The organism is Aeromonas sp. HMWF014 (assembly GCF_963878295.1).
Lineage (GTDB): Bacteria > Pseudomonadota > Gammaproteobacteria > Enterobacterales > Aeromonadaceae > Aeromonas > Aeromonas popoffii.
The window spans coordinates 1-3446 of the sequence record NZ_CAWNYS010000571.1; the positions used below are offsets into that span (position 1 = coordinate 1).

The following is a 3446-nucleotide window of genomic DNA, read 5'->3' on the forward strand; positions in this document are numbered from 1 at the left end:
TGCTGGAAGTGCGTGACGAGTCTGGCGATGTGCTGGCATCAGTCCACGCCAACCTGACTGGCACCCAGCAGGTGCAGCTTCCGAGCCGCACTCAGGGTACGCTGACTGTCAGCCTCGGGGATCAGAGCAGTGACTACCGCATCCCGTTTGGCATCGGCAGCGGCAAACAGCGTTAATCAACCGTTTCGAAACGTGAGGAGCACACCATGATGACATTGAGAGCCTCAGAAGCGCGTGGCAAGGCCAATTTCGGCTGGCTGGATGCGCGCCACAGTTTCTCCTTCGGGCACTACTATGACCCTGACTGGATGGGACACTCGGTGCTGCGGGTCATCAATCAGGATCTGGTTGCACCGGGTGGCGGATTCGCCACTCACCCTCACGCCAACATGGAGATCCTGACCTGCGTGCTGCAAGGCACCATAGAGCACAAGGACAGCCTCGGCCACGCCGAGCAGATCCCGGCAGGGGATTTCCAGCTGATGAGCGCAGGGTCCGGCATCCGGCACAGCGAGTACAACCCCTCGCAGACCGAGCCGCTCTCCCTGTTGCAAATCTGGATCGAGCCGAATGAACACGGCACGACACCCGGATATCAGCAGAAGAAGATTGAAGCCAGACCCGGTCTGACGCTGGTGGCGTCCCCGGATGGCGAAGCGGGATCCTTCAGGATCCGCCAGCAGGCCCGCATATGGCGGCTGCAGCTTGAACCCGGTGAGAGTCTCGCTTGGGCGCTGGCCGGCCGACACGGTTATCTGCAGATGATTTCAGGGGAGTTGACCGCCAATGGTCTGGCTGCCCGACCCGGCGACGGGGTACTCAGTCGTGATGAACCCAACTGGGATCTGGTGGCAATGAGTGCCAGCCAAGCCCTGTTATTTGACCTACCCTGAAGCAGTCAGCGGTGATTTGACATAAAACGAGGAGTTTGAAATGGACAAGATGAAAGATTTGGCACTGCTGGTGGGTCGCGTACTGCTGGCACTGATGTTCGTAAAAGCTGGCTGGGCCAAGATCGGCGGTTATGCCGGTACCCAGGGTTACATGGAAGCCATGGGTGTGCCCGGATTCATTCTGCCGCTGGTGATCCTGCTGGAGCTGGGTGGTGGCCTTGCCATCATGCTGGGTCTGTTCAGCCGCAGCATCTCGGTGCTGATGGCCGGGTTCACCCTGATGGCCTCCTTTATTTTCCACTATCAGCCTGCGGATCAGATGCAGATGCTGATGTTTATGAAGAACGTCTCCGTGGCCGGTGGTTTCCTGGCCCTGGCGGCGGCCGGTGCAGGGGCCTTCAGTCTGGATGCCCGCCTCGGCAAGAACTGGTAATACCCGGATAGCGGGAGTTTTCCAACGCTTTTTGGCCGGTGCAGCAGCACCGGCTTTTTTATGTCCGCCATTGACCCTCTCCCGCCCCGCATGATGGCGACGTGATCTGCGGCAACAAGCGCCTTTTGCATCTTCCCCCCCGATCCCCGACAATCCCATTTCGTGTGAAGTGACGGGAATAACTCACCTTTTCTCGCACTCACCCCTCTTTTGAATTGGCGGGAGTCGTCCATGTTTACCCTCTACCACTCCAATCAGCTGGATCTGCTCAAGGAGCTGTTGGTGAGCCGCATCCGGCAAGCTCCTCTTTCTCATCCTTTCGATCGGGAACAGATCCTGGTGCAGAGTCCGGGCATGGCCCAGTGGCTCAAGCTGGAGCTGGCCAAAGCCTTCGGCATCGCCGCCAATATCGACTTTCCGCTGCCTGCCAGCTTCATCTGGGATATGTTCACCCGGGTGTTGGCGGATGTGCCTCGCATAAGCCCCTACAACAAGGGATCCATGAGCTGGCAGCTGATGACCATTCTGCCCGCCTTGCTGGACAGGCCCGCCTTTGCCCCGCTGGCCGCCTATCTGGGCGGGGGTGATGACGCGGATCCTGCCAAGGATCCCGAGCAGGTGCGGCTGTGGCAGCTCTGCCAGAAGGTGGCGGATCTGTTTGACCAGTATCTGGTCTACCGGTCGGACTGGATCGCCCGCTGGGAAGAGGGGGAGGGATTGGGGTTGGAACTGGCCGACGTGAGCGGTCAGGATTGGCAGCCGGAGCTGTGGCGCGAGCTGGTGGCCCGCACCCTGGCGCTCTCCCCGAGCGGCTACCACAGAGCCAACCTCTACGAGGAGTTTATCCACGAGCTGCAACGTACCTTGGATCTGCCGGGCAAGCTGCCGCAGCGGGTCTTTGTGTTCGGCATCTCGGCGTTGCCGCCGCGCTATGTGGAGGCGCTGCTGGCCCTCGGTAGCCGACCTGAGGTGGAGGTGCATCTGTTCGTCACCAACCCCTGCCGCTACTACTGGGGGGATCTGCTCGATCGCAAAACCCTGGCGCGGCTCGAAAACAAGCTCAAGCCCGGTACCGATATCGAGACGTTGCAGGGGCCCGCCAACCCGCTGCTCGCCTCCATGGGCAAGCTGGGGCGCGACTACCTGCATCAGCTGATGGAATTAGAGGTGCCGCAAATCGAGGCTTTCGTCGATATCGACGAGGTAGACGCCAAGGGCAATGTCAGCCTGCTGCGCGCCATTCAGAAGGATGTGCTGGAGCTAGGTTCACGGGGCGAGGGCCAATTTGATCTCGACAGCAGCCATCACAAGAGCCCGATCGATCCGGCGGATGGATCCTTGCAGATCCACGCCTGCCATGGCCCGATGCGGGAACTTGAAGTGCTGCACGACCGGCTGCTGGCGCTGTTCGAGCAGGACCCGACCCTCACCCCGAAAGATGTGGTGGTGATGATGCCGGATGTGAACAGCTACGGCCCCTACATTCAGGCCGTGTTTGGTAAAGAAAAGAGTGGCGCGCGGGGTCAGATCCCGTTTGCGGTATCGGATCGGGCGGCGAGTCAGGAGAGCCCGCTGCTGCAAAGCTTCCTCGCCCTGCTCAGGTTGCCCAACGCCCGCTTCGGGGCGGGCGAGCTGCTCGCCATTCTCGAGGTGCCCGCCGTGCTGCGCCGCTTCGAACTGGATGACGACGAGTTCAACCAGCTGCGGGTCTGGGTGCAGGAGACCGGCATTCGCTGGGGGCTGGATGACGGCTACCCCGTCCGGTTCGATCTGCCACCCATGTCCGGCAACAGCTGGCTGTTCGGCCTGCGCCGCATGCTGCTCGGCTTTGCCATGGGGGATGGCGAGCCGGTGGCGGGCATTTTGCCCTACGCCGATATCGAAGGTCAGCAGGGGCTGGCGCTCGGCAAGCTCGCCTGGTTTGTCGATTCGCTGGCCGAATTCCTGCCCCGCTTGCAACAGGCGCAGCCGCTGGCCGAGTGGAACGCCTGCCTGCTGGCGCTGCTGGAGCGCTTCTATCTGGCCGACGAGGAGGAAGAGCGTCAGCTCCAGCTCATTCGCAGCCAGCTGGCCGAGTGGCAGACCCAGCTCGGCGAGGCCCGCTTCGATCAACCCATCAC

3 protein-coding genes are annotated in these 3446 nt (G+C 61.5%); all 3 read left to right on the forward strand.

Features of this window, described 5'->3' with window-relative positions; translation table 11 throughout:
* The first annotated feature begins 206 nt into the window (after window positions 1-206).
* Window positions 207-893, forward strand: coding sequence for a pirin family protein (locus AAC083_RS21955; protein WP_108537702.1), 687 nt, complete (start codon window positions 207-209; stop codon window positions 891-893).
* Between the two features lie 40 nt (window positions 894-933).
* Window positions 934-1326 (forward strand): DoxX family protein, encoded by a 393-nt coding sequence (locus tag AAC083_RS21960; protein ID WP_042039277.1) that lies wholly within the window; start codon window positions 934-936, stop codon window positions 1324-1326.
* Window positions 1327-1557: 231 nt separating this feature from the next.
* Window positions 1558-3446 (forward strand): exodeoxyribonuclease V subunit gamma (gene recC, locus AAC083_RS21965; protein ID WP_258224824.1); only part of this gene is annotated, 1889 nt, incomplete at its 3' end.